This is a genomic window from Oryzomicrobium sp. (assembly GCF_021287045.1).
Lineage (GTDB): Bacteria > Pseudomonadota > Gammaproteobacteria > Burkholderiales > Rhodocyclaceae > Oryzomicrobium.
Genome location: NZ_JAJTBG010000008.1, coordinates 99,309 through 120,392, shown reverse-complemented (window position 1 = coordinate 120,392; position 21,084 = coordinate 99,309). Strand labels below are relative to the sequence as shown.

Sequence of the window (21,084 nt, the reverse complement as noted above, 5' to 3'; positions counted from 1 at the left end):
TAGAATAGGGACCCCGGCGGCCGGCGTTCCCGATGTTTCCAAGGCGGATACGCCGCCCGGGCTCCCGTCTGGCGTTGTTGCGGCGATACCTCCGAAGGAACGGCATGAAGAACCTGGCCCTGATTGCGCTCACCCTGTCGTTTGCCGGCGCCGCCGGCGCGGCTACCGTCCAGAATTTCCAGCCCCAGGGCAAGGTGGCCGACCAGACGCGGATCACCGCCCGCTTCAGCGCCGACATGGTCAAGCTGGGCGATGCCACGGCGGCGGCGCCCTTCGAGGTGGACTGCAACCGCATTGCCGGCGAGGGGCGCTGGGTCGATCCGCGGACCTGGGCCTGGCAGTTGGCCCGGCCGTTGCAACCCGGCGAGCGCTGCACCTTCACCCTCAAGCCCGGGCAGGCCAGCGCCGGTGGCGAGGCCATCGGCGGCCGCACCCGCTTCGAGCTGCTGGGCGCCCCGCCCCGTCCCTGGCGCATCGTCCCCAATCCCGGCGCCGCCATCGAGGAGGACCAGGCCTTCGTCATCAACGGCGGCGGCAAGCTGGACGGCGCCTCCCTGGAGCAGAACCTGTGGTGCGAGGCCGACGGCGTCGGCCACCGCCTGCCGGCCCGGCCGGTGCCCGACGCCGTGCGCCGCGAGGTGCTCGAGCACGTCGGCAACGTCGGCGCTTCCCCTCTGGTGGTCGCGTGCAGCGAGCGCCTGCCCGCCGGCAGCCGGGCGCGGCTGGTGTGGGGCAAGGGCATCAAGGCGGCCAACGGCACGCCGAGCGAGAAGGAAGAGAGCTTCGTCTACAAGGTCCGGGAGCCGTTCAAGGCCACCCTCACCTGCGAGCGCGAGCGGGCCGACGCCCCCTGCTCGCCGCTGTCGGGCCTGACCCTCAATTTCAACGCCCCCGTCGATGCCAAGCTGATCGGCCAGTTCGGCCTCGCCACCCCCGAAGGCCCGCGCAAGGCCACGGACCCGAACCAGGCCGGCAGCAATCGGCACGCCACCTTCCAGTCCGTCACCTTCCCTGGCCCCCTGCCGCAGAACGCCGAGCTGACCGTGACCCTGCCCGCCGGGCTGAAGGACGACGCCGGGCGCCCCCTGGCCAACGGGGCCAGCTTTCCCCTCAAGGTGAAGACCGGCGGCCTGCCGCCCCTGGCCAAGTTCCCCGGCCGCTTCGGCATCGTCGAGCTGAAGGAAGGGGGCGTGCTGCCCGTCACCCTGCGCAACGTCGAGGCCAGCCTGAAAACCGCCCGCCTGGCCCTGCCCGGCCAGCACCGTTTCAGCCAGCAGCGGCTGACCGAGGACGCGGACGTGATTGCTGCCATGGTCGCCCTGGAAACCTTCGAGCAGCAGACCCGCAAGGTCAAGGTGAAGGTGGGCGGCGAGACCCGGGAGGTGGAGGACCCTTATTACGCCCGGGAACTGTCCTTCCTCCAGGGCCGGCCCGGCGTCATCCGCCAGGAGCTGCCCAAGCCCGGGGGCAGCAGCGAATTCGAGGTGGTGGGCGTGCCCCTCGGCCAGCCCGGCTACCACATCGTCGAAATCGAGAGCCGGCTCCTCGGCCAGGCCCTGCTGGCCACGCCCAAGCCCATGTACGTGCGCAGCGCGGCCCTGGTCACCAACCTGGCGGTGCACCTCAAGACCGGCCGGGACAACGCTCTGGTGTGGGTCACCGCCCTGGACAGCGGCAAGCCGGTGGCGGGGGCCGACGTGCGCATTTCCGGCTGCAACGGCCAATCCCTCTGGCAGGGCAAGACCGACGCCCAGGGCCGGGCCGCGGTGGACCGGGCCGTGAATTCCCCCCATTGCCGCAACGCCAGCTTCCTCTTCGCCAGCGCCCGCCTCGACGGCGACTACAGCTTCGTCCGCTCCGACTGGAACGAAGGCATCGAACCCTGGCGCTTCGGCGTGGACACCTGGGGCGCGGTCGGCGAATTCAAGATCCACAGCGTGCTCGACCGCACCCTGTTCCGCCCCGGCCAGACCGTCTCCATGAAGCACCTGGCGCGCAGCCGCAACAGCCGGGGCTTCGCCCTGCCCGCGGCGGACGAGCTGCCCACCCGCCTGGTGATTCGCCACTGGGAGAGCGGCACCGAATACACCCAGGCCCTGGCCTGGGACGGCCAGGCCTCCGCCACCAGCAGCTGGAAGGTGCCTGAGTCGGCCAAGCTGGGCAATTACGAGATCGTGCTGTCCGGCGGCAAGCGGGGCGAGCAATACACCGGGGAATTCCGCGTCGCCGATTTCCGTCTGCCCGTGTTCACCGGCAGCGTGCAGGGCGTGCCGGCCCGCCAGGTGGCCCCGGGCAAGGTGCCCCTGGCCCTGGGGCTGTCCTTCCTCAACGGCGGCGCCGCCAAGAACGCTCAGGTCCAGGTGTCGGCCACCCTGCGCCCGCGCTGGCCGGTGTACAAGCACTACGAGGCCTACAACTTCAACATCGACTTCGACGCCACCGCCCTGGCGGCCTTCAAGGTCGAGGCCAACCGGGAAGAGGAGAACCTGATCCTGGACCGGCAGGACGTCACCCTGGACAAGGCCGGCGCCGGCAAGCTGGACGTGGTGCTGCCCGCCAAGCCCAAGGGGCCGAGCGAGGTCTATGCGGAAATGACTTTCTCCGACCCCAACGGCGAAATCCAGACCCTGCGCGGCGTGGTGGAGTTGTGGCCGGCCGCCGTCGCCGTGGGCATCAAGGTGGCCGACTGGGCGTCGGGGTCCGGCAAGAACCGCATCGAGGTGGTGGTCCTGGACACCCAGGGCCGGCCGGTGGCCGGCCAGGCGGTCAGCGTCAAGGCCAAGCGGCGCATCGACTACAGCCACCGCCGCCGCATCGTCGGCGGCTTCTACGCCTACGAGAACCAGCAGGACTACCAGGACATGGGCGAGGTGTGCAGCGGCGCCACCGACAGCCGGGGCCTTCTGCTGTGCGAGCCCAAGGCCGGCGAGCCGGGGGCCGTCTACCTGCTGGCGGAGGCCCGGGACGGCCAGGGCAACACCGCCCGCGCCAGCACCAGCTACTGGGTCAGCGGCGGCGGCGACCTGTGGTTCACCGCCGGCAACCAGGACCGCATCGACGTGATCCCGGAAAAGCGCAGCTACCTGCCCGGCGAAACCGCCCGCTTCCAGGTCCGCACCCCGTTCCGCGAAGCCACCGCCCTGGTGTCCGTCGAGGCCGGTGGCATCATCGATACCTTCGTCCAGCCCCTGTCCCGCTTCAAGCCCACCGTGGAAATCCCGGTCAAGGCCGAGTGGGGGCCGAACGTCTTCGTCTCGGTCCTGGCGGTGCGGGGCCGGGTCGAGCCCCTGCGCTGGACCAGCTTCTTCCAGTGGGGCTGGCGCGAGCCCGTCGCCTGGTTCAAAGAATGGTGGAACCCGGAACAGCCCACCGCCATGGTGGACCTGGCCAAGCCCGCCTACCGCCTGGGTCTGGGCGAGATCGCCGTGGGCACCGACGGCTTCCGCCTGAAGGTGGAGGTGAGCACCGACAAGCGCGACTACCGGCCCCGGGAAGAGGCCACCGTGAAGATCCGCGTCACCACCCCGGACGGCAAGCCCGCCCCGGCCGGCAGCGAGGTGGCCTTCGCCGCGGTGGACCAGGCCCTGCTGGAACTGCGCCCCAACGACAGCTGGAACCTGCTCGACGCCCTGCTGCAAAAGCGCGCCTATCAGGTGGAGACGGCCACGGCCCAGTCCCAGGTGATCGGCAAGCGCCACTTCGGCAAGAAAGCCCTGCCCCCCGGGGGCGGCGGCGGCCGCGCCCCGGCCCGGGAACTGTTCGACACCCTGCTCAGCTGGCAGCCCCGGGTCAAATTGGATGCCAACGGCAGCGCCACCCTCAAGGTGGCGATGAACGATTCCCTGACCGAGTTCCGCCTGGTGGGCGTGGCCACCGCCGGCGCTGGCCTGTTCGGCACCGGCAGCGGCAGCGTGCGTACCCGGCAGGATTTGCAGATCATCTCCGGCCTGCCGCCCCTGGTGCGGGAAGGCGACCAGTTCAAGGCCCTGGTCACCCTGCGCAACGGCACCGCCCGCAAGATGACGGTGCTGGTGCAGGGCAAGCACGGGGCCGCCGCCCTGGCCGAGCGCAAGGTCGCCCTGGAGCCGGAAGGCGCCGCCGAACTGAGTTGGGACGCCGGCGCCCCCGAAGGCGCCGCCCACCAGGACTGGGAATTCACCGCCCGGGAAGAGGGCGGCAGCGCCCAGGACAACCTCAAGATCGCCCAGCAGGTGGCGCCCGCCGTGCCGGTGACGGTGCAGCAGGCCACCTTCACCCGGGTGGAGGGCAAGTACGAGGTGGGCGTGGCTCCGCCGGCCGGCGCCCTGCCCGGCAAGAGCGGGCTGGAAGTCAGCCTGTCGCCCAAGCTGGCGGTGCCGCCGCCGGGCCTGCGCCGCTTCTTCGAGGAATATCCCTTCTCCTGCCTGGAGCAGCAGACCTCCATCGCCGTCGGCCTCAACGACGCCAAGCGCTGGCAGGCGGTGGCCGACAGCCTGCCCGGCCTGCTCGACGGCAACGGCCTGGCCGCCTACTTCCCCGGCACCCCGGGCAGCGCCACCCTCACCGCCTACCTGCTCGACCTCACCACCCTGGCCGGCTTCGCCCTGCCGGAAGAGAGCAAGCGGCGCATGGTGCAGGGGCTTTCCGCCTACGCCGAGGGGCGCCTCAAGACCGGCGAGTGGGCCCCCGCGGCCTATGGCGATCCCCTGCTGCTGCGCCGCCTCAACGCCTTGCAGGCCCTGACCCGGCAGGGCGTCCTGCCCACCCGCACGGTGGCGGCACTGGACATCGACCCCCTGCGTCTGCCCACGGCGGCGCTGATCGACTGGTATCAGGTCCTGCACCGCATTCCCGATCTGCCCCAGCGCGACAAGCGCCTGGCCGAGGCCCAGCAGGAACTGCGCAACCGCCTGTCCTACACCGGCGGGCGCCTCACCTTCACCACCGAGCGGGACGACTACTGGTGGTGGATGATGCTCAACGGCGACGCCAACGCCTTCCGCCTGATCGAGGCCATGCTCGACAACCCGGCCTGGAAGGACGACCTGCCCCGCCTGGTGCAGGGCGCCATGGAGCGCCAGGTGCGGGGCCGCTGGCTGACCACCACGGCCAACGCCTGGGCCCGGGTGGTGCTGGACCGCTTCGCCCGGCAGTTCGAGCGCGACCCGGTGACGGGCCGGACCGTGGCCGCCCTGGGCAAGGCCAGCGCCGAGGTGAACTGGAGCAAGGCCGGCGAGCCGGCGGGCAACGGTACACCGCCGGCGCCCCTCGCCCTGCCCTGGCCGGTGCCCGCCGGCAAGGACGACCGGCTGCAACTGACCCACCAGGGCAGCGGCCGGCCCTGGGCCACGGTGCAGGTGCTGGCGGCGATCCCCGACGGTCCGGCCCGGGCCATGGGCTACCGCATCAGCCGCCGGGTCGTGCCCCTCCAGGAAAAGGTGCCCGGCAAGGTCAGCCGGGGCGACCTGTGGCGCGTCACCCTGACGGTGGACGCCGAGCAGGACATGACCTGGGTGGCCCTGTCCGACCCGATCCCGGCCGGCGCCCGCATCCTGGGCGACGGCGACGGGCGCGACTCGGCCATCGGCACCCTGGGCGAGAATCGCGACGCCAAGGGCATGCCGCCTTCCTTCGTCGAGCGCAGCTTCAGCGCCTTCCGTGCCTACTACGCCTGGCTGCCCAAGGGCCGCTTCGTCCTCGACTACACGCTTCGCCTCAACAACAGCGGCAGCTTCGCCCTGCCGCCAACCCGGGTGGAGGCCCTCTACGCGCCGGACGTGTTCGGGGAAGTCCCCAACGGCCGGGTCAAGGTCGGAGACTGAGGCCGGGGTGGCAACGGCACTCGTGATCCCGGGGGGCGGCCCGCCGGCGCCGGCCCGGGCGGTCCTGCCGGTCCTGGCGCTGGGGCTGCTCCTGGGCCTGGCCTCCCCGGTCGCCCAGGCCCTGCCGGAGTTCGCCCAGGTGCGGCGCGACTACCGGCCTTCCGACGCCACCCTGCTGGCCCGGGACGGCCAGCCCCTGCACACCCTGCGCATCGACAAGACCGTGCGCCGCCGCGCCTGGACGCCCCTGGCGGAAATCTCCCCAGCCCTGGTGCGGGCCGTCATCGTCTCGGAAGACAAGCGCTTCATGGAGCACGACGGTATCGACTGGCGGGCCGCCGGCAAGGCCGCCTGGAACAACTTCTGGGGCGGCCGCACCCGGGGCGCCAGCACCTTGACCATGCAGCTGGCCGGCCTGCTGGACGAAGACGGCCAGCGCCGCGGGCGCCGCTCCGTCCTGGACAAGCTCTCCCAATCCGCCGCCGCCATGCGTCTGGAAGGGGCCTGGAGCAAGCGCCAGATCATCGAGGCCTACCTCAACCTAGTGCCTTTCCGCGGCGAGCTGCAAGGGGTCGCCGCCATGAGCCTGGACCTGTTCGGCAAATGGCCCCACGGCCTGGACGCCCGGGAATCCGCCCTGGCCGCCGCCTTGCTCCGGGCGCCCAACGCCTCTCCCGCCGTGGCGGCCCGGCGCGCCTGCAACCTGCTGCGGGAAATGGGGCAGGAAGGGGGGCAACAAGCGGGGCGAGAAACGGGTCGGGAAACGAAGCGCGAGGCCGGGCCAGGGGTGGAACCGGGCGGCGACTGCGCCGACCTGCCCGCCTTCGCCGGCGACGCCCTGAGCGGCGCCCTGCGCTCCCGGGAGAACCAGGCCCCCCAACTGGCGCTCCACCTGGCCCGCAAGCTTCTCGACACGCCGGGCCAGGCCCTGCGCTCCAGCCTGGACGGGGGCTTGCAGCAGTTCGCCGGGGAGGCCCTGCGCCGCCACCTCAACGCCCTGCGCCGGCAGAACGTGGAAGACGGCGCCGTGGTGGTGCTGGACAACACCAGCGGCGAGGTGCTGGCCTGGATCGGTTCCAGCGGCGACCTGTCCGGCGCCGCCGAGGTGGACGGGGTCACTGCCCTGCGCCAGGCCGGCTCCACCCTCAAGCCCTTCCTCTATGCCCTGGCCTTCGAAACCCGCAGCCTGACCCCGGCGTCCCTGATCGAGGACGCCCCCCTCACCCTGGACACGGGCAACGGCCTGTACGCGCCCCAGAACTACGAACCCCGCTACCAGGGCTGGGTCTCGGCCCGCCACGCCCTGGCCGGCTCCCTCAACGTGCCCGCCGTGCGCACCCTGGTGCGCCTCGGCCCCGAGCCCTTCCGCCGCCGCCTGCTGGCCGCCGGCTTCGCCAGCCTGCGCCAGGACGGGGACTGGTACGGCTACAGCCTGGCCCTGGGGTCGGCCGACGTCTCCCTGCTGATGCTCGCCAACGCCTACCGCAGCCTGGCCAACGGCGGCCAGTGGACGCCGTTGCGCGCCGTCCCCGGCCGGGGCGCCGGGCCCATCCCCTGCCGGCGGGAAGGCTGCGCCGAGGTGTTCACCGGCACTGCCCACGGCGCCTTCACCCCGGCCGCCAGTTTCCTCGTCGGCGATATCTTGTCCGACCGCAACGCCCGGGCCGGCACCTTCGGCCTGGAATCCTGGCTGGCCACGCCCTACTGGAGCGCGGTCAAGACCGGCACCAGCAAGGACATGCGGGACAACTGGTGCGCCGGTTACTCCCGCCGCTACACCGTGGCGGTGTGGGTGGGCAACGCCAGCGGCAGCCCCATGCACGACGTTTCCGGCATCAGCGGCGCCGCGCCGGTATGGCGCGAGATCATGGACTGGCTGCATAGGGGCGATCCCGCCCGGGGCCGGGCCGCCCGGCCCAGCCGCCCGCCCGAGCCCCCCGCCGGACTGCGCCGCCAGCGCATCCGCTTCGTCCCGGCGCGGGAGCCGTCCCGGGACGAATGGTTCATCGCCGGCACGGAACAATCCATCATCCGCCAGGCCGGCGGCCAGGCCCTGGCCCGCATCGCCTACCCGGCCGACGGCACGGTAATGGCCCTCGATCCGGACATCCCCCCCAGCCGTCAGCGCATCGAATTCCGCCTCAGCGCCAGCGCCGACCCGTCCTGGCAATGGACCCTCGACGGCAAACCCTTCGCCCGCGCCACGGCGGCGACCCACTGGCTCCCCCAACCGGGCCGCCACCGCCTGAGTCTGATCGATGCCCGGGGCGGGGCCATCGATGAGGTGGTTTTTGAGGTGCGCTCGTTGAAGGGGAGGGGACGCCGTTGAGGGCCACAAGAACGAAGCCCGGCCAGGGCCGGGCTTCATATCGTTTTTGGGAGCGGGAGGGTGCGCCGTCGCCGGTGATCGCGAGGAATACAGTCTGTCAGGGCTTTATATGCTATGAGTTTTTAGCACTTGTTTCTCGGTGTGTGTCGTCCACTGTTCAGTAAAAATAAGTGATCCATAAATATTTCTAGAAAAGCTGCGGGTATTAAATGAGGCTCGTGCTACGAGTGCTCATACGTAAACGCGGTAATCCTTGGTAAGTTGTGGACGAGTTAACATGGCTCCTAATGTGGCTATGTTTTTGCTAAAGTGAAATGGAGAGGTAAATTTTGAAAGCGCCGGGAAAAATACTTATTGCCCAACCCTACATGTATTTTGATGCCAATGGGGAGCGGCAGCTTCCAGCGCCAGAGGAAGTATTGGAAAGAGCAAAAAATGGTGAGTCTACTGTTTTGATACTCGATTCAAATTTGTGTATTAAGCTTTCAAATTACACAAGGGGGGCTGTTGATCAGCGGAATGATTTTCTGGTTCGCCAGTTTCTTTTGTCTGCAGAGTATGCGCATGTCGATATTGCTCCTTTTTTTGGCTGTATTGAGCTTTCGTCTTCGCCTCGCCAAAAGGATCTGGATCAGGAAAGATTGCGTAGTTTTGCCGAAAATGTGCATGCCGCGATCCATCAGCGTGAAGCTGGAATCGTGGAAGGGGGTAAGCCAATTGTCGTGCGCGGTATTTCGGAGTTTTCTGATTCAATAGATGCACTGTTGCCTATGCTTAATGCAAATTATGCCTGTTTCTTGAAAATTTCATCGTTATTGTCGAAGAGCCGAAAGAGAGATCATGCATTGCGCAACGTTATGGAGTACCTGGAATGGGTTGAGGCTCATCGGCTTCACATCTCATTGGCGACCCAGGCTGCATTAGCTTTGTTTGGCGGCGCTCTTGAAGCGCAGACCCTGCTGCGCGAGGATAAAAGTCGATCAAAGTCCTCAATTGCCTGGGGGGCTGCATGGGACATAACATTTGCGTGGCTGACTCAAAACTACTTTACTCATCGTTTGATAAACGGGCTAAAGCAATATCCAATTTTTGCCACAGATGATGCTGCTGCTGCGTTTGTGGCGGGGAAGTGTACTCATTTCCTTTGTCTATCTAACAATGGGCATCCCTTCCTTTCCTTCAACCAAGCCTCAACGGATTTTCCCCACTTTTCGAAGCAACAGGCTGCATTGCAGGATATTTGTGCCATGGCTTTTTTGAAGCAAAAAGAAAGAATTCTTGATGAATTTGGAGTGCCGGTAGATATCCGGCAGGTTATGCAGGAATTAGAGTCGGAGATTAAATATTTGGAGATGGAATTAGACCGTGGTTGATTGTGTCTGAAAATCCATGGCTCGCACGAAGAGATTTTGGTGGGAAATATTAGTGGCGGTGATTTGGAGTTTTATTGATTTGGAATTAAAAGGTGCGCTTGTCTGTTTTCACTGAGCGCCTAAGATTTCATGAGTACAAAGCCCGGCAATCGCCGGGCTTTGGTCATCTACTGTCCGTTAGAATTTATTGCTGCCTGTTCTCGCTCAATAAATTCTTGAAATCACATAATATCATGTGGTTGCAGTCAGTGTTTCAGATTGTGAGTTCAATTCCCTAAGTTTTTAGACCTTGGGCGAGGATGTAATTGATTAATTTTTCAGGCTTTCAAGAGACTATTGTTTGGTTCGTAGCTACAGGGTGTCGGACGGAGCTTTGATTTCAAGATACTCAAAGTGTGGGAATGGTCTTCGTGAGCCATGCGCGATCATGGCGTTCCAACCACATCAATCCATTCCCCCGTACAGATTTCAATGCCGTGATAGATACCCCTCGCATCGTATTGAACAATTCTAGGGCATGGGCTCTATGGCGATCACGCAGGCACTCAAATCGCCGTACTCTCCAGACATCCCGTAAAGCTTTATTTGATGCTGCAAATGCTCGGATAAGGCTCTTCTTCAAACCTGTTCTCTCCGCGATTTGCCCGTAATCGTCGCCGGCAATCAGCATACTTCTGAGCTGTTCCTTTGTCTGGTCGCTCAGCATTCGAGGCCGGTGGTTGTATGGCACACCGATCGACTCCAGCCACCGACATGCTTGGCATAGGGGTATCCCTGTTGCTTTGGCCGCACGGCTCACCGACCATTTTTCGAACTCAACTAGACGCCGCAAAGCCTCACGGCAATTGCCAACTACGGTATCAGCTCCGTTGGAAATTTTTTCCTGCGCAGCAGTTCGATATGTGTCAATGAAATGTTCTACCGAGTCAAATAGGAACGCGATCAGAACAGCATGTTTTACTGGGTGGTGCAGCCCGGGGAAACGTCTGGTCAACAAACCAATGACCCCCGCGTCATTTTGGTCAGCATCGGCCAGAAAGTTGAAAGCCGGTATGGTTGCGAGCTCGCGGTAACCCGCTGTTAGATGCCGCATCATCACCAACGTGCGGAGCGATCCATCAAAGGCGGCCCATCCGCGATCTTGCGCGGCTTGCCGATATGCGATTCTTAGGCGTTCATCATCAAAGGCGACTGAGATCTGGGCTATGCTCGCACTTATCGAAGCGATACGTGCCAGCTTTTCGATCGAAGCAGCCCTGAGTCTTGGCAGGTGTTCCCACTCGCCACTGGAATGATCCTCCGGCAGAGTCCAATCTCGAAGTTGGCGTGGCTGCGAGTGGCCCACCAGGTGTCGGAGCGGGGTGTCGTGGCGCCGGCAAATCCAGACGGATGGCCACTGATGCTCCATAAGCCACCGAGAAAATCCCAATTCATCCAAGTCGTGTTGTATACACTTGGGACATGCTTTTAGCGGATGAGACGCACCGACACGACTGGCCATCAATCCAAGCAGGTGCTTTGGCTCCGTCATTCGCAGATCGCAAAGAGCTTCTAACGCTCGCTGGTAGCGTGGCGAGGAAATGAATGGCGCATAATATCCCAGCAGCGTTCGTTCCAATGCCAACGCTTCCGGAGTGCCTAGGCAGCTGCGAGTCCTCTTGCAAAGCTCCGACAGATTCTTTGGGAAATCATGCTTTAGTGAGGGACGATGAGTTCCGAATAGCTGGGCGTATGAATGTCCTGTCATCGCGTTCCCGCTTAGCCGGTGGTACCGCGCACACCAAGAATACAAAGTCTCACCTTCCATCAACGAGGGAAGGTTGATTGGTAGATCATCGAATAGGCCAGTGTTGGCGTTCAGGAATTCCGCCATAGTCGGTGTCGTCATGCCATTCCGGCGAATACTGGCGATGTATAAGAGATCCTTACCCCTGTTTTTTGATAGCCACGTCCTACCTTTTGATACGTTTTCCCAGGACAAGGGCCTAGCCAATCACGAGTTATTCCATTGGCCGCCAGTTGTGTCGTAAAAGGGGCGATGGGAACAATGGCTGATGCAATGAGATAGTTATAAACATCAGTCACCCGGTGATGTTCGAGCCCGGTGGCCTCAGTGATAACGGTCCGGGCAACGGCTTCCCCATGATGTCGAGCCATCGCCCACATGACTCGACGTGCATAGAAGTGCCACTGGGATTCCTGCAATGTCTTGCATGCTGCGCGGGTTTGTGGAAAGGAGATGGCATCTGGCCAAGTGACTGGCCGCATCTCCGTGTTTTTGACCAGTGATGCAAACGAAACTCGAGTTGGTCGCCCGGCCTCGTTAAAGAGGCGAGTGGCTGTCTTTTTAATTTCTTCTGCCCAGTCAGCATCCCTCGAATGCACCTTAGCTGACGACCTTCCTCTTTTTTGAGCAGACTTAGAGCTATGCCTGTCGATGGCCTTCTTTAGTATCTCTATGCCATTTTTTGATCCAGCAACGGTAATTCGTTTCATAGCTCCGTAGTGTTGGCGCCACAAATCCTTGATAGACAAGTCTTCGGCTATTGCAGTCATCGCTAATCGTTCGACAAGGGTATTCAGTCCGTCCGTATTGCGATTCACTGGGATTGCAGAGTGCAAGCCGGTAGAGGGGGGCTGAATGAATGTGGTGCCAGCAACTTGGGGCTGGATCGACGTCAGCTTTGCCAGAAATGTTTCTGCGTCCTGAAATAGGTAGTTTGAGAGCAATAGGAGCCGACTCAGAGGGATTTCAATGGCCACTCCTGTTACTCCGAGAAAGCTAAGCAATCGCTTGGTCTTCCCATTTGCGTACGCGCGGTCCAGTTGCGCCAGGAGCGTCGGCGTGTAGTGCGATTCCATGGCAGTTTGAAGACTACGCCGGTCGACTTGTTCCTTGCCGCGGCGGAACCCCATCTCGAGCGCTCTTTCGCGCAGAAGCCTGGGCAGGGTATTGACGACCAGTCCTTGCGGTATGTGGGCCAACACGAAGCTCGCAAACCTCGCGATGTCCTTTTCCGTACTGGATGCGACGTAATCAGACTCCCCTGGCTCGGCAAGCTCGAAACGGTATCCGCAATAGCAGCCCTGCCAGGGGGAGAGCGTCATATCTTTCGGCGATTCGATCGGGCAGCCGCATTCTGGGCAGTGATCTAGCAATATTTGACCGTGCTTCCAACAGGCGCTCACGGCCGGAATTTGGTGTGATCGATGGAGGTAGGCTGTATCGAATTGACTTACATCTTCTTTCACACATTGAAGGCAAATTCGGGTTGATCCCGATTCACCTGCGCTCCGTCGACCGTAATCTATTGAATTCCTATTTGTCGTGCCCGAAGCGAAGAGTCTGCTAATGGGGAGTAAAGTGCCTTCGCAGAGTAGTTTCTCTAGATTGACATGCGGGTCACCGGGAAGCCTTTGTGCCAGTGCTTCGATTCGCGGAATGGACAGGTTGGACATCGCAAACGGCGATGTACTGAACAGCTCTGAGTAAGTTTCCCGACTAGTGGCATTCCCTCGCTCGATGTGGAATCTTGTGATGCGTGACGCCAAGGATTCATCGGGCAGTGATGCGGGGAAAAACGGCAGAATTGGTCTTTTGCTACGGAGTATCGTGGCCGCAGAAGCGGATTGGTTACCGACGTAGGCTGGACGCATGTGGGCTCCCTTCTATGAGGGTGATTCAGGCAACATTTCGGAATGTGTCAAAACCATTGATCAGGAATTTCTTTAGTCCGTCATTGCGAAGGTCGTCGTCGCCGCACTCGGCTTTCGCCATGGCTTGTTTTTTGTTGGTCTTGGCTCGTTTTGCAACAACCTGTTTTGCGATACCCTGCTCTCGGGCATGGGGGTTCCTCGTTCGCCGAACTGGATTCAGGGACTCTGATTCAGGTTCGGTAGGCTGAAACGACTTGCCACCGTAGTACTCGACAGTTGTCTCTGGGGATACACTCTTCGGCCTGGCCGGCACCAATCCCCATTTGCGGGCATAGTGCTCACAGCGAACGTCCTCAAAATCCAGCAGACGCATCGGATCTCGATTGGCGAACCCTTCGATGAGATCGCGATCCTTTTGAGAGAAATCAGCGCCTTCATAAGCCTGCTCGAGATGTTCCAGGGTGAGGGCTCGATCATTCAAGTCAAGAGCAAGCCGTTGCGCGGAATGGCATATCCTGCATGCGTAATCACGGAAGCCGCCGCTATATTTGAAGAGGATTTCGCCCCCTTCATCGCTGAAAGTCATCGGCTCGGGAAGCACGTAGTAACGCCACACGCCCGGCGCAATGCATTTGTGCCAATCAAATTCATTCAGCCCGATGGGTTCGAAGTCAAACGATCCGGCCGAACTCGTGCGCCGAACATCCTGAGAATAGCGATCCAATGCCCCGAGACCGTAGGGATTGCCCATCAGGACTATCGGTATCCCGAAGTTCAGTAGACGGAGAAAGAACAGTGCAGCTAGGCCGCCATGCGCCATTCTGGAGAAATTGCGCTGTTGAAGTTCGTCAATCACCAGGACTCCGACTGCATGGATTCTGAGAATGATGCCGACGTGGACGGCGAGTTTCTCGTTACTCAGGCGGATTAGAGATGGTTGCGTCGAATAGCTGGTCCCGATTGCTTCATCGATTGCGCAGAGAATATTGAGCAAGAGCCCACCAAGTGTGCCGTCATGTGACATGGGGACATACAACCATACGAGTTGTACTAAGTGCGACCAGCCTGCATCCTTATTTTCCGGGTGCACGAAGCACTGCGGCAGCAGTCGAAGCGAATTCTTAATTTCGTAGCTTTTCCCCGTTCCCGTCTCTCCGGATACACGGATGCATTGGGCGTAGGCGTCAAACGATGGAAGCTCGGATAGCTGTTTTCCGCGACATCCGGCCACTGCTATCGTCTCCTTCCGCACGCTCAATTCCCGTGGGTCTCTCGATAAATAACCCCGACGAATCATGCGGAATAGCCTGGTTGTTAATTCCAAGGTGGCCGTTGTCGGCTCGAACAGTCGTTCTTGCATAAGATCGAGCAAGACGTGACGCTCGCTGTTGCTTAGGGTCGCCACATCGATTCCATCGAGCGGTGAATACCGGATGCGCGGCAAGATATCGTCAACCTGGAGCGCAGCTGTCAAGGGGGACAAGAACGGATGGTTCTCATCGGTGAACTGTCCGAGTCCTATCGCCATGGTTCAGTGCCCCGTATCCTGAAACTTTGTCAGTCGCTCACTCAGCGCATTTTTTAGTTTTGATGCTGAACTGATCGAAACGACGTTGCTCGCAGCCTGCCCGACGGCATTGGGCTGACTCTCCCGCCATTCCGTGGCTGGTGCAGCAGCCAGGGTTGCCGCTCGTCTTGTAGCCTCGTCGAGTTGTGCCCATTTTTCCTGTCGCTGGTTTTCGCGCACACGCTCCCGCGAAGCTTTGGCTCCTGGTCGAGGGGCTTCTGCTTCGGTTGTCTGCCGTCTTGCCCGGGCGTCCTCGATCTCGGCTAACCTGATCATTCTTTGGTCAGACATCGCCTGGTCGTCCTCGGACTTTGTTTCGACTCGATTCAATCGATTTGCTTCGTTGCTTGCGATTAAGTCCGCGACGTAATACTCACGCGCCACGATCACGTCGCGAGAGATATTGGGAATCGTATGAATTCCCTGAGCATCAACAAGAAGAATCTCAGAAAGATCGTTTGGGTCGACTCTCACTTCTACGTGCCGGGGCTCATTGGGTGCGAAGTTGTGATACAGACACGACTGCTCGATGTAATCACTACTGAAGAGCGCATCGTTGAGCAGTTCAACACGATTGCCGGAACCTGGTCGATGAAGAACCAGTCCGTTCCGCTGGACGCTCGCTGTGTAAGTAGGCAGGAGATTAGAGCGCAGATACAGTGCATTGACCGGCCGCTTACTGACGTATCCTTCCCTCTCCGCCCATCGATAGATTTCAATCCGGGTTGGATTGAAAGCTTGCCCTGCCAGCGCACGCTTCATTTCGGTTGGAACCAGATGCGGTACCCGCTGTTTGGTATTGGCCCAATGCATCCATTGCCACAACAAACGTTCGTAACCGAACAAAGACAGAAGTGCCTTGCGGATTGGTAGCGTCTCGCCGCGTTTCGGCCTCCGACCGTAGGTTGTTCCGGGCAGCTTGTGATCGATTCCAGCGTGTCGGGCGTGATGGCCGCCTTCTGAAGGTGAGTTTCTGTCGGCGCGTCCACTTTCGATGAACTCGATCGAGACGCGAACTTTCTTCGCACATGCTTCTATGCCTCCTATTGCGCGAAGTTCGCCGTTGTCGGATAGCAGGCGAGTGAAAAGAAAGCTCGGGAAATCGTCTGGGGGAATGTCGGTTAAACCAAGCCGATTGAGGATCTTCTCCTTGCTGAGTGCCGCACGCAGGATAGTCAGGTTGGCGTCTGCCGTGCAGGGGCCTCCAATGACGTTATGTGCGCCGCACCAAAGGCCGAACAAGGCTTCTCGAACGAAGAGACCACGAGGTACGCCGATCGGACGGGTGCTATCGAAGCAAGCCACCAGGTTCACGTCGATCGGTGAGGCATCGATCGATCCGACCTGTCCGACTGCATGGATACCGTCGCGTGCCGAACCCACTAGCGGGCGGAAGTTTTTTGCCCACTCACCTTCCCCCATCATCCGGACTAAAGTCGTCTCACGGTCCGAGCTATCCGGTCCATGGTAGAAAAACTCGCGTTCGGTGGGGCGTTGGTGTGCCGGTAGTAGGAGCGGAAGCTGACGGCCATTCTCATGCTTGTAACCATCGCTGTAGAAGGTCGAACTGAAAGCAATGAATTGTTCTTTTTTTGATACCCCTGGCCGGGCGAATATGAAGTAGCCATCACGAATGTTTTGGCGGTCCTGCTCATCGCAGATTCTTCCCGCCAACTTGCTCTCTCCGACTCTTTTTGCCTGGTTGGGGGCGCCCAGGCGGACGCCGTTCTTTCCGTAGCGTGACTTACCCTTGCCCCCACTGTTGGGAGTATTGGGAAGCAAGGCGTCCTTATTCTGGCCAAAAGCGTAGTAGCGATGTAACGCGTCGTAAATTTGGTTAGCACCGACCTGGGCTTCTCGTGCTCGAGCAGGAACGTGCGCATCCAATTCGGCAAGACTCGGCACTGTCCCCGCCTCTGCCATTGCGACCAGCGGCTCAATCAGGTGCCATTTCACCTCCCGCTTTTGGATCTCTGGGGTGAGGAGCTCTTCGCCTGCTGTTACCCATCGTTTTCTCGGGCAAGAGGCCAGCAGCTCCGCATCGGATTTTCCCCACCACGGCGGGATTGTGGGTCCCTCGGACTCGTGCACCTTCCGTTCATCTAGCAGGCCGTACAAAGTATCCAGACGTATGTATTGGAATCCCTTTGCGTAGTAGTTTGGCTGCTTCTTTCCAATCTCCCGCGGCGGAGGTGGCTCCGGAATTTTGATGATTACGAGAGGAAGATCCGGGCTGTCCTTGGCCCCCAATTTGTCTACAACACGATACAGGCCGCGGGAAATATGGGGGGAGTCCTGTAGTACCCTAAAAATGAAGCCTACGCTGACGGACTTCATTTTGAGCTCCCTTCGAATAGTGAGCGCCGCAGATGTTCGCGTAGCGTCCGACCACTCCTACGTGCAGGGTAGGAGGTCAACAGCGGGGTAGAAAGATCGATGTCGATCGCCTGAGTCCAGGCGCAGTGACGAAAAACCGTCCAACCTTCTTCCAGAGATAGCTGTTGGCTCTCTGAGGCAAGAGCAACAGCATCAGAAACTGACAGATTCGGAGCTGATGCGAATTCCCGAGAAAATCCGTGAACGCATGCAGCGAGGTGTGGGGCATCGGTTAGAGTGGCGCGCTCCATGCACCATTCCAGTTGTCCCGCCATCAAAATCGGGACAAAGCGCGAACTGATGATGAGGTAGCGGATTCCATTGCGTTCGGCATAGCGCCTCTCAAGCTCCAAGCGTTCGAGTGTTCGCCACTTGACCGCTTGATTCGGATCCTCAATCGGCTTGCAAGAGATTGCAATCAGATCAAATCCGCTGTTGTCTCGGATGGTGACGAGAAAGTCGATTGTGGCGACGTAGGGGATATCGGAGCCAGGGAAGTGACCGTGTTCGATTCCTGCTTCCGTCGCAATGTCGAGGAGGCCGCTACAGTACCCGAGCTGGAGCCCTTCTGTTCCTGGAGCGCCATATAAAGGGTGAGGATGAGCAATTGGCCAAAGGGGGTACTGCTCCCGGAGATCATGAATTCCCAACCACAGGAGTAAGAGCGCGATCTGATACTCGCCACGGGAAAAGAAATATCCGGGGCGATGTAGCGGGTGCAGGTGTGCTGCAACTTGATTGGATTCACGAGACGAATTCTTGCGACGGAGGGTCAGCCATGGCTGATAGTCAGCACCGTGCCCCATGCCGTATCCATGCTGGATACGCTTAATGAGCTTGTCCCACGTCATTACACATCGGCGCTTTTTCAACGTGCTGCTTGGCGAGTCGGTGCTGAGCCAGTGCTGCAGCCCTTCCTTGTCAGATAGACTTTGGGGGGCAGCGCTTCGATGCTTATCAACCAATTTGCTGATATCCCACTCGACCTGCTCAGCAAGTTCCATTTGCACGCCTCCGAGTGTCCAGTTCGTCTGTTCATGTTGCGACGAACGTCCAGTTTCGGACGTGGCTACGTCCTTAAAACGGCTTAACACCTAGCGTAAACAAGCCTGAGAACGAAACAGCGTTGATGCTCTCAGTTAGTGCAGAGTCGCTCCGAGAGCGACCATGATGTAGCTTTGCTACTATCAAAAAAAAACGGGACAGGCTCGCAATGCCTGTCCCGTTTTAATTTTTCCCTTTTCGGCTTTTGTCGCTCGCTCGCCGACGAAGGCGCCCTATGGGAACGGGCTCAACGGTGATCGCCTGTGTGAAATTCAGGGCGGCTCGAATCAATTCGATCTGCGCCGGATGCAGCCGATCAATCTGCTGCCTCAATTCATTCACCATCCAGAAGACGCTTTCCGGGGCGTCAGCGGGAATCACGATGCGACGTTGAGACGCGTCGTGCGCCTCACGGAGCCGATTCTTCCAGGACTCATCCAGATCGAGTGCGCGTACTACGCGTTCAAGAAAAACTTCGGGCGGGGGCCCCTTGATCCCGATTTCCAAAGCCGAGATGTAGGTTTGTTCATAGCCGAGCAGTTCTGCAACTTCGGACTGGCGCAATCTTTTCATCGTGCGCAGTTCTCGTAGTGTCATTGCAAATGGACTCATCAACCTACCTTGGTCGTAGCAACATATGACTGTAGGTAGAGTAGAAAATTTATTGACAATGTCAAACGTGCAGGCTGGTGCATATGAACCACAAGACGAGCTAGGTCGTGGCTGGACACGGTCATAGCTTCGTGTGAGATGAGAACGTTAGATCAAACCTGGTGAGGCCATTCACTGACACCACTGTGGCATTCCCGCCGTGGGCGTGCATGATCGACTGCGTTATTGCTAACCCGAGACCTGTTCCATCCCCTGTGCGTTGCCTTGCCGCATCTCCCCGATAGAAGCGATCGAACAAGCGGGTGAGTTGCTCAGAAGGAATGGTGGGTCCGGTGTTCTCAACAGATAGTGTCACTCCATCCATCCTCTGTCCGATGCGAACTACCACCTTCCCTCGCTCGGGGGTATGGCGGATTGCATTGGATAGCAGGTTGCTAATTGCCCTTCTGAGCATCAACGGATCACCGACGATGCCTCCACCTCCTTCGAGGGAAAGTTCGATGTCCTTTTCTTCAGCAAGGATGCTGTAGAACTCCAACAGAGCTTGGACCTCGACCGCTAAATCTACTTCCTTGCGGTTGGGTGCAATCAAGTCGTTATCGGATTTCGCGAGGAAAAGCATGTCCGCGATCATGCGTGAAAGGCGCTCTAACTCTTCCGAATTGGATGCAAGAACATCCTGATATTTGCTGAGCGTTCTGGCCTTACTCAACGTCACCTGGGTCTGCGTAAGCAGGTTGCTGACAGGGGTGCGGAGCTCGTGGGCAAGATCGGATGAAAAGTCTGAGAGCCGGCGGAAAGAGCTTTCCAATCGGGCCAGCATGGCATTCAGGGTTTCTGCCACCTCTGCCAGTTCGAGTGGAAAGTCATTTGCCGCAAGCCGCTGATTCAGGCGGTCGGCGGTAATGGCAGCCGCACTACGCCGGATATCCTGAAGGGGGGCCAATCCTCTCCATGCGGCCAACCAACCCAAAAAGCCGGTAAGCAATGCAGCCAACCCCATGACGGTCCAAAGCGTAGTTCGGAATGACTCCATGAAGTGCTCATGCATGCGCAGCGAGGTGGCTACTACAGCGATGATGGGGGGGGCATCCGCAATGCTGGTCTGGATATCCGCCGAAATGCCCCGGTATGACATGTTCGCCTCATCCACCCACAGGTAGGGTTGTTGGCGTGCACGTTGCTCAGGGGTCAAGAGTGCATCAGGTAGCATGGTGCTACCGGTTAGATAGAGCGGCTTCTTCTCCCCTAGGTAGAGAGCCACCTCAAGACCGGAGTGCCCATTCAGCGCGTCATTGAGCTTGTGTGGAAGCTCGTTGAGCTCTTCCTGGGTTTGGATGCCACTTAGCGCATGTTTGAGAAACTCTAATTTCCCAGTAAGAACCTCCGTATCCATCTCCTCGAAGTGTTTCTCCACCAGGGTGCCAATGAGCAATCCTAGAAGCAGGAGAACGATCGTTGAGACGGTGGCAAAGAGCAGCGTCAGGCGAAAGGTGAGAGATTTTGGCGCGAGGAAGATCACTCGACGCTCTCCAGAACGTAGCCCATGCCGCGCACTGTCCGGATCAGTTTCAGAGGGAAATCGTCATCCACCTTGGCCCGGAGGCGCCGTACAGCAACCTCGATCACGTTGGTGTCGCTGTCGAAATTCATGTCCCACACCTGGGAGGCGATCAGAGATCGACTTAGTACTTCCCCCTGACGGCGCAGCAGCAATTCAAGGAGTGCAAATTCCTTGGCCGTCAGATCGATCTTCTGCCCACCGCGGACCACGCGTCGGCGTATCAAATCCAATTCCAGATCGGCGGCTTTGAGTATTTCCGCCTCCCTGTTCTTACTCCCACGCCGGAGCAGGGTTCGAACCCGGGCCAGCAGTTCAGAGAAGGCAAAAGGCTTCACCAAGTAGTCATCAGCACCTAGCTCCAGACCCTTGACCCGGTCGGCGACCTCATCGCGGGCAGTCAGGAACAATACCGGCATTTCCTTGTTTGCACGGCGGGCCCCTTGCAAGACCTGCCATCCGTCAATCCCAGGCAGCATGACGTCAAGAATGATTAAGTCATACGTCCCCGTCAGCGCCAGGTGCAAACCATCAAGACCGTCGCGTGCCAAGTCCACGATAAACCCGGCCTCCACCAGACCTTGGCGGAGATAGTCACCGGTCTTCAACTCGTCTTCGACCACTAGCACTTTCATAGCCGCACTGCCTTCACTGAACCCAAAGCCTCATTGTCCGTTTTCATATCCGCGCTAGGGACTAGATTACGTAAATGTAATCCTGTGGTCAGTTCTCCGTTAATCCCCCTACGGACAATACGCAGGCTT

General features: G+C 60.3%; 11 protein-coding genes and 2 pseudogenes. 3 read left to right on the top strand and 10 right to left on the bottom strand.

All coding sequences use genetic code 11. The features are described 5' to 3' along the window. Positions 1 to 104: 104 nt before the first annotated feature. The 3 genes from LWW89_RS10655 to LWW89_RS10645 all read left to right on the top strand — a co-directional run bounded on the left by LWW89_RS10655 (position 105) and on the right by LWW89_RS10645 (position 9,503). Positions 105 to 5,801 carry an MG2 domain-containing protein gene (locus LWW89_RS10655; protein ID WP_293263965.1) on the top strand — a complete coding sequence of 1,899 codons (5,697 nt, stop codon included), beginning with the start codon at positions 105 to 107 and terminating at the stop codon, positions 5,799 to 5,801. 7 nt (positions 5,802 to 5,808) lie between these two features. Further along, positions 5,809 to 8,130, top strand: coding sequence for a transglycosylase domain-containing protein (locus LWW89_RS10650; RefSeq protein WP_293263964.1), 2,322 nt, complete (start codon positions 5,809 to 5,811; stop codon positions 8,128 to 8,130). A 329-nt stretch (positions 8,131 to 8,459) separates the two neighbouring features. Beyond that, a complete protein-coding gene (locus tag LWW89_RS10645; protein WP_293263963.1) occupies positions 8,460 to 9,503 on the top strand; it encodes a hypothetical protein in 1,044 nt (347 codons plus the stop codon). A 388-nt stretch (positions 9,504 to 9,891) separates the two neighbouring features. Here the strand turns inward: LWW89_RS10645 and LWW89_RS10640 are convergent, their stop codons facing one another. The 10 genes and pseudogenes from LWW89_RS10640 to LWW89_RS10605 all read right to left on the bottom strand — a co-directional run bounded on the left by LWW89_RS10640 (position 9,892) and on the right by LWW89_RS10605 (position 20,955). Next, positions 9,892 to 10,848, bottom strand: coding sequence for a TnsD family Tn7-like transposition protein (locus LWW89_RS10640; RefSeq protein WP_293263962.1), 957 nt, complete (start codon positions 10,846 to 10,848; stop codon positions 9,892 to 9,894). A gap of 21 nt (positions 10,849 to 10,869) precedes the next feature. Beyond that, a pseudogene (locus LWW89_RS17565) lies at positions 10,870 to 11,310 on the bottom strand (TniQ family protein); the annotation flags it as partial. A 77-nt stretch (positions 11,311 to 11,387) separates the two neighbouring features. Further along, entirely contained in the window at positions 11,388 to 12,611 is a 1,224-nt protein-coding gene (locus LWW89_RS10635; RefSeq protein WP_293263961.1) for a hypothetical protein, read from the bottom strand. A 66-nt stretch (positions 12,612 to 12,677) separates the two neighbouring features. Further along, positions 12,678 to 13,160, bottom strand: a pseudogene (locus LWW89_RS17560) (TniQ family protein); the annotation flags it as partial. A gap of 25 nt (positions 13,161 to 13,185) precedes the next feature. Further along, positions 13,186 to 14,688 carry an ATP-binding protein gene (locus tag LWW89_RS10630; RefSeq protein WP_293263960.1) on the bottom strand — a complete coding sequence of 501 codons (1,503 nt, stop codon included), beginning with the start codon at positions 14,686 to 14,688 and terminating at the stop codon, positions 13,186 to 13,188. A 3-nt stretch (positions 14,689 to 14,691) separates the two neighbouring features. Further along, positions 14,692 to 17,064 (bottom strand): hypothetical protein, encoded by a 2,373-nt coding sequence (locus LWW89_RS10625; RefSeq protein ID WP_293263959.1) that lies wholly within the window; start codon positions 17,062 to 17,064, stop codon positions 14,692 to 14,694. Continuing rightward, complete coding sequence (locus LWW89_RS10620) at positions 17,061 to 18,107, bottom strand: TnsA endonuclease N-terminal domain-containing protein (protein WP_293263958.1); 1,047 nt, start codon at positions 18,105 to 18,107, stop codon at positions 17,061 to 17,063. The genes LWW89_RS10625 and LWW89_RS10620 overlap by 4 nt, the downstream gene beginning before the upstream one ends. 223 nt (positions 18,108 to 18,330) lie before the next feature. Continuing rightward, positions 18,331 to 18,744, bottom strand: a complete 414-nt coding sequence (locus LWW89_RS10615) for a transcriptional regulator (protein WP_293264153.1) — start codon at positions 18,742 to 18,744, stop codon at positions 18,331 to 18,333. Positions 18,745 to 18,880: 136 nt separating this feature from the next. Then, positions 18,881 to 20,281: a heavy metal sensor histidine kinase gene (locus tag LWW89_RS10610; RefSeq protein ID WP_293263957.1), complete on the bottom strand. Its 1,401-nt coding sequence runs from the start codon at positions 20,279 to 20,281 to the stop codon at positions 18,881 to 18,883. Then, on the bottom strand, positions 20,278 to 20,955 hold the full coding sequence (locus LWW89_RS10605) for a heavy metal response regulator transcription factor (protein ID WP_293263956.1): 678 nt from the start codon (positions 20,953 to 20,955) through the stop codon (positions 20,278 to 20,280). Before LWW89_RS10605 ends, LWW89_RS10610 begins: the two co-directional genes overlap by 4 nt. Positions 20,956 to 21,084: the final 129 nt, after the last annotated feature.